This is a genomic window from Ferroplasma sp., assembly GCF_037442045.1.
In the GTDB taxonomy this organism is placed as follows: Archaea; Thermoplasmatota; Thermoplasmata; order Thermoplasmatales; family Thermoplasmataceae; genus Ferroplasma.
Genome location: NZ_JBBIRC010000063.1, coordinates 1 through 5,712 on the forward strand (window position 1 = coordinate 1; position 5,712 = coordinate 5,712).

At 34.6% G+C, this 5,712-nt stretch carries 5 protein-coding genes; 4 read left to right on the plus strand and 1 reads right to left on the minus strand.

Translation table 11 applies throughout. The features are described from left to right. The first annotated feature begins 137 nt into the window (after nt 1-137). The 4 genes from WKI77_RS07065 (at nt 138) to WKI77_RS07080 (ending at nt 3,843) form a co-directional block, all read left to right on the plus strand. Nucleotides 138-923 carry a pyridoxal-phosphate dependent enzyme gene (locus tag WKI77_RS07065; protein WP_337861124.1) on the plus strand — a complete coding sequence of 262 codons (786 nt, stop codon included), beginning with the start codon at nt 138-140 and terminating at the stop codon, nt 921-923. Beyond that, complete coding sequence (locus WKI77_RS07070; RefSeq protein WP_337861125.1) at nt 880-1,035, plus strand: hypothetical protein; 156 nt, start codon at nt 880-882, stop codon at nt 1,033-1,035. The genes WKI77_RS07065 and WKI77_RS07070 overlap by 44 nt, the downstream gene beginning before the upstream one ends. Nucleotides 1,036-1,154: 119 nt before the next feature. Beyond that, a complete protein-coding gene (locus WKI77_RS07075; RefSeq protein ID WP_337861126.1) occupies nt 1,155-2,039 on the plus strand; it encodes a phosphoribosylaminoimidazolesuccinocarboxamide synthase in 885 nt (294 codons plus the stop codon). Nucleotides 2,040-2,151: 112 nt separating this feature from the next. Then, nucleotides 2,152-3,843: a long-chain fatty acid--CoA ligase gene (locus WKI77_RS07080; RefSeq protein ID WP_337861127.1), complete on the plus strand. Its 1,692-nt coding sequence runs from the start codon at nt 2,152-2,154 to the stop codon at nt 3,841-3,843. A 122-nt stretch (nt 3,844-3,965) separates the two neighbouring features. On the opposite strand, the gene WKI77_RS07085 is transcribed toward WKI77_RS07080, so the two are convergent. Further along, nucleotides 3,966-5,336 (minus strand): plasmid pRiA4b ORF-3 family protein, encoded by a 1,371-nt coding sequence (locus WKI77_RS07085; protein WP_337861128.1) that lies wholly within the window; start codon nt 5,334-5,336, stop codon nt 3,966-3,968. Nucleotides 5,337-5,712: the final 376 nt, after the last annotated feature.

Sequence of the window (5,712 nt, forward strand, 5' to 3'; positions counted from 1 at the left end):
AGCAGGAAGGACTGAGACTGCCTACGCTGCGAATGAACATGTTGCATAACAATGCACAATGTTTTAAGAACGGCAATATTTTCTCAATTTAGTTGAAGAAATAATAATGTTAATTAATTTAATATGCATAAGCAGCTATGTCAACATTCACCGAAATTGAAAATGAAGCAATTAAAATTGGAATAGGCAATACGCCACTTTATAAAATTGATAACACTGGCATTTATGCTAAACTTGAGTATTATAATAAATTTAAATCGGTTAAAGATCGTGCATCATTTTTTATGATTGATTATGCATTGAAAACCGGTTCATTGAAAAAATGGCAAACTATAATAGAAGCCTCATCAGGAAACACGGGCATTGCCATTGCAGGCATTTCAAAATTCATGGGAATAAAAAGTGAAATAGTTATACCAGAAACTGCACCTGAAGCCACACAAGAAATTTTGGCAGAGTATGGAGCAACTGTTGTTACGACACCTGGAAGCAGCACTGAAAATTCAATAAATTACATTGATAATCTGGTAAAATTAAATCCTGAAAAATATTATAGAATTGGGCAGCACGAAAATGAATTAAATTCTATGGCTCATTACTATGGAACTGGGCCGGAGATATCCAGAGAATTAAATCATATAGACCATATCGTTGTAGGAATCGGCACAGGTGGAACTATAACTGGCCTTTCACGCTATTTCAAAGAAAAGTATGATGTTGAGGTTACAGGTGTCCTCCCGGCTGAAGGATCACATATTGTAGGCCTTCGGAATCCATATGTTTCCAATCACAGAAAAATCCTTGAAATTTATAAAGATTATATAGACAACTTTGTAACTGTAACTGAAGATGAAGCATACGAGGGAGTCAAGGAGCTGAATGAGAAATACCGTTTACTCTGTTGGCCTATCATCGGGTGCTAATTACATAGCATCACTGAAATTCTCTGGAAGACTGGAGACAATACTTACAATATTTCCTGACAATTATGAAAAATATATCCAGTTATACAGGAAAAGGCATTTAATAAAATAGTAGACTTCGAAATTTAAATAACAGAGCAGTTAATGTTTTTGTTTACCAGTGCTATAAATAATATTTTGAATTTATTTTCTAAATGAATAATATTATATTCGCATTAACTATTTACAGGCATGGAGCTTCTTAGGAAGGGCAAGGTTAAGGATGTTTACGATGATGACGGCACATTAGTCTTTAAATTCTCCGACAGAATTTCTGTTTTTGACAAGATAATTCCAAATTTTATACCACACAAAGGAGAATCGCTGTGCAGAACTTCTACTTACTGGTATGATATTGTTTCATCTATTGGCATAGATACAGATTTTATAGAACTTCTTTCCGGGTCTGAAATGAGAGTTAAAAAATATAACCAAATAGAACATGGATATAGATTTCTTTCAAATTATATGGTGCCCCTGGAATTTATAACGCGCTATTACATGGCAGGCTCTCTATATGATCGTGTAAAATCTGGTGAAATCGATTACCACTCACTTGGATTCAAAAACTTTCCTGAATATGGGGCGCCCCTTTGTGATCCATATTTTGAAGTTTCCACAAAATTTGAGAAATTCGATAGATATCTCCAAACCAGGGAAGCACTTGACATATCGGGCCTGGATTTAGGGGAACTGTATAATATTCGTGAAATAATATTCAAAATAGACAGAAGGATAAACAGTTCAGTTGAAAAGAGAGGATTAATACATGCTGACGGCAAAAAAGAATTTGCACTGGGGATTGAAAGGGAGCCAGTAATAATTGACACATTTGGAACACTGGATGAAGACAGATTCTGGGACAAGAATGATTATAATAAAGGGCAGGTTAATGAACTCAGCAAGGAAATGGTAAGGCAGTATTACCGTGAAACCGGTTATCACGATAAACTTTATGAAGCCAGAAATCACAATGCTTCTGAGCCGGATATAACTCCATTGCCTGAAAATATCGTAAAAACTGTTTCGGACCTTTACATCAGCATGTATGAGAAAATTACCGGCAAAAAGTGGTAAATAACTGATTTTATATATTATTTAATGCATTTATTTGTTCTGATAGTAATATTATTTATGCGTTATTGTATACTCCATATTACTGGCGTATTTTGCTATTAATACACAGAAGGTGATTATTCTGGAATTAACAATAAAGGAGATAGAATTTGACAAGTTGATGGAGAAGGCTTACCCGCCTGGAATAAAGAGGCATATTGACATACCTGATACTGGAGTATACCATGAATTTTGCATGTCTGTAAATCAATGCAGTTCCATGATGGCTATAGACTTTATGGGAAATAAAATAACCTATTCTGGCCTTAAAACTGAGGTGGAAAATGCAGCATCATTTTTGCATGAACTGAAACTGCTTAAAGGTAATATGCTTGCAATCATGCTTCCAAATCTGCCACAGTATATTATATTTTTTATGGCATCAATGAAACTTGGAATAACTGTTGTTCAGATGAATCCGCTTTACACGCAGCCGGAAATTGAATATGAATTAAAAGATTCCGGCGCTCGCACCATTATTGCCATGGATGACATGCTTCCAAAGGTTATGCCATTGCAGGGAAAGCTGCTTGATTCTATAATAGAAGTAAGGGTTGAAGATTATCTGCCTGCAGTAAAGGCAAAGCTGTATAAATTAATGAAGAAAACTGGGCATAAAAAAGTTGGGGGGCCTGGGATTATACTGTATACGGGCAAACAACAATATAAACACATTGAAGACGAAACCATTGATCCAAACAGAGATCTTGCACTTTTACAGTATACTGGTGGAACCACCGGCATTCCAAAAGCTGCCGCGCTTACGCATAAAAACTTACTGTCCAATGCAAGCCAGTTAATAGAATGGTTCCCGGAAGAATTCAAAAAGAATATATCTTATCTTGCATCCATACCTTATTTTCATGTCTATGGTATGATGACCGCAATGCTCACTCCTCTTCTTCAGTGTTCTTCCCTTATTATAGTTCCAGATCCAAGAGATATTAAAATGACACTTAATTTAATTAAGAAGAAAAAACCTGTGGCTTTCCCAGGAATTCCAACAATGTACCACAGCATAATCAACCATCCTGATATAAGAAAATACGGCATAAATAATATAAAACTCTGCATATCAGGAGCTATGGCACTCCCAGAGGAATTGCAGAAAAAGTTTGAGGATATAACCGGGGGCACTCTTGTTGAAGGATACGGGCTGAGCGAGTGTTCTCCTGTTACCAATATATCACCTCTATCTGCGGAATGGAAAGATCGGAGAAAAGCCGGTTCGATAGGTCTTCCACTCCCTGGAACTTATGAGAAAATAGTCGATCTTGAAGATGGAACCACGGAATTACCACCTGGAGAGGAAGGGGAACTTCTTATAAAGGGCCCGCAGGTGATGAGTGGCTACTGGAATCGGCCGAAAGAAAATGAATCCGTTCTTACAGATGATTGGCTTCACACAGGTGATATAGCAAAAATGGACAGTGATGGCTATTTTTATATAGTCGATCGTAAAAAAGATATGATAATTGCAGGAGGATATAATATATATCCAAGGGAAGTGGAAGATGTGCTTTATGGACATCCAGGAATTTCTGACTGTGCGGTTATAGGCATACCGAATGAACACAGGGGAGAAACAGTAAAGGCCTTTATAGTTCTTTCTGATAAAAGTTTAACAGAAGACATGATAAAAAAATACTGTAAAGAAAAACTAGCAGTATACAAAGTACCTAAAGTTATAGAGTTCATGGATGCACTTCCTGTTACGCCTGTCGGCAAAATTGATAAAAAGGTATTGAGAGGCAATTTAAAATAAATTTTATTTTAGTAATTTATATATTCTAAGCATTCAGATTTTCTTACCTTAATGAACATTTTTTTGCATTTCCACATATACAGAAATTATATAACGCCATAATAATTTTATACAATCATGTGTTACAATTCCTCATCGATTTCTTTATAATTTTTAACATCTTCAGATGCTGTTTTCAGGTCGAACTCATCAGGATCATAATATGGGTACTCTTCAACTATTTTAGCATGTTCAGGGTCTTCAGGGTCTTTTAGTTTTTTCATAATTTTATCATAATTTACGACTCCTCCACAGTCCTCAGGGGGAATATTTCTCTTTCCTGCTATGCAATCAGGCAATTCAACTGAAGAATCATATGGAAGTATCTTTTGTACTATAATCGTGTGTTCCCAATAATTTATGAAATCATAGATGTAGTCAAGTTTATCACCCACCTTCATGCCAAATTCTGTAAGTTTTACTTTTTTTGGATTAACATCTTTGGAGCCAAATTCATCCGGTATAGAATAATATTCGATTCCATCATAAAATTCATATAAAGAAAGCGAGCCCCAGCCAAAGGCTGCCTGAATTATTAGATGGAGACCATGAAGAGTTGTATCAGAACTTACCAGTATTTTTCTCCATATAGGAGGTTTTATTCCTTTTATAGAAACTCTTAATTGCAATATATTTAAATTACCTATCCTCTTTCTGCGTTTCTTCTTACCATTGTTAGCAAGCCTTTTTATATCTTCTGCGGAAAAGCCCGGTTTTAATAAATCTTCGATGAGACTGTTTTCGTCGAATATATTTAGAAGTGCTGTAAAGATGCCCATCCTAAACTCATTTTCAAACTCTGCTATAATTCTTTTTTTCCGTGAGTATAGCATGCAAAGATTTACTGATATTTTTACCGGATCATTTGTATTGCAGAAAAACTGCAATGGAAGCGGATTTATATCCAATCCATCTACTGAACCTGTCACAACAATTTCTACACCATTTTCTTTCCTGGTAAAATCATTATCTTTTAAGTATCTCAAAACTTCTATTAATTGCAAAAGTTCTCCCGGGCTTAATTCCTTCTCAATTTTTTTATTATTTTGATTTTCCTCATTGACAACATAATTTTGTTTTGGAAATTTTATATTGAACTGATTTTTGATTTTTTCTATTAACAAAGCATTTTTTCCTTCTACTGTTTCTCTTTTCATCAAATAATCATTGACTATTCTTTGAAGTTTGCATGCCATAAAAAGTTCCTTATCCATACTGCAAAGTTTTCCTGAATCTATATTTTCCCTGTAAGCATCAATAAAAGACTTTAATTCCTGAGATATGTCAGCAGAAAAGCTTTCATACGGCACTTTGCCGGTGAATGGGTTAGGAACAAATAAATTAAGATAAGCCAATCCAAGCCCTATTGCTTTTTCTACGTTATATTTTGCAGCAAAATCCTCATCCGGCAAGAGAATTTCAAAATCCAGCTGTTTATACGCTTCTTTTTTCATATTTTTAGGCGATTATAACAGGTTATATAGTAATTTGTGTATTTCAGACTCTCCGCATGTATCACATGTTATAAGTAATTAATTCTTGTTTCATTGTTGCATAAACAAATAATAATAGGAGTTGGACAAATTTATATTTACGGAATTATTTTTGAATAATGAATATCGCCAAAACCCACATATATCTGCAATACAGGTAAAAAAATTTTTCTCATTGCCCATTAGGAAATCTCTTCTACGTCCATCTATGCACATTCCAATTATAGTGGGAAGTGATATAGCACCGGCGATAATAATTTGTAGCAAATAAACATCTTTTAATTAAACATTAGTAACTTAATCAATAAAATTATAAATGTATAATATTATCATATCG

Bases quoted from the DNA above. Each gene is read 5' to 3' on its own strand.
- WKI77_RS07075 (WP_337861126.1), top strand. From the start codon at position 1,155: ATGGAGCTTCTTAGGAAGGGCAAGGTTAAGGATGTTTACGATGATGAC.
- WKI77_RS07085 (WP_337861128.1), bottom strand. From the start codon at position 5,336: ATGAAAAAAGAAGCGTATAAACAGCTGGATTTTGAAATTCTCTTGCCG.
- WKI77_RS07070 (WP_337861125.1), top strand. From the start codon at position 880: ATGAGAAATACCGTTTACTCTGTTGGCCTATCATCGGGTGCTAATTAC.
- WKI77_RS07065 (WP_337861124.1), top strand. From the start codon at position 138: ATGTCAACATTCACCGAAATTGAAAATGAAGCAATTAAAATTGGAATA.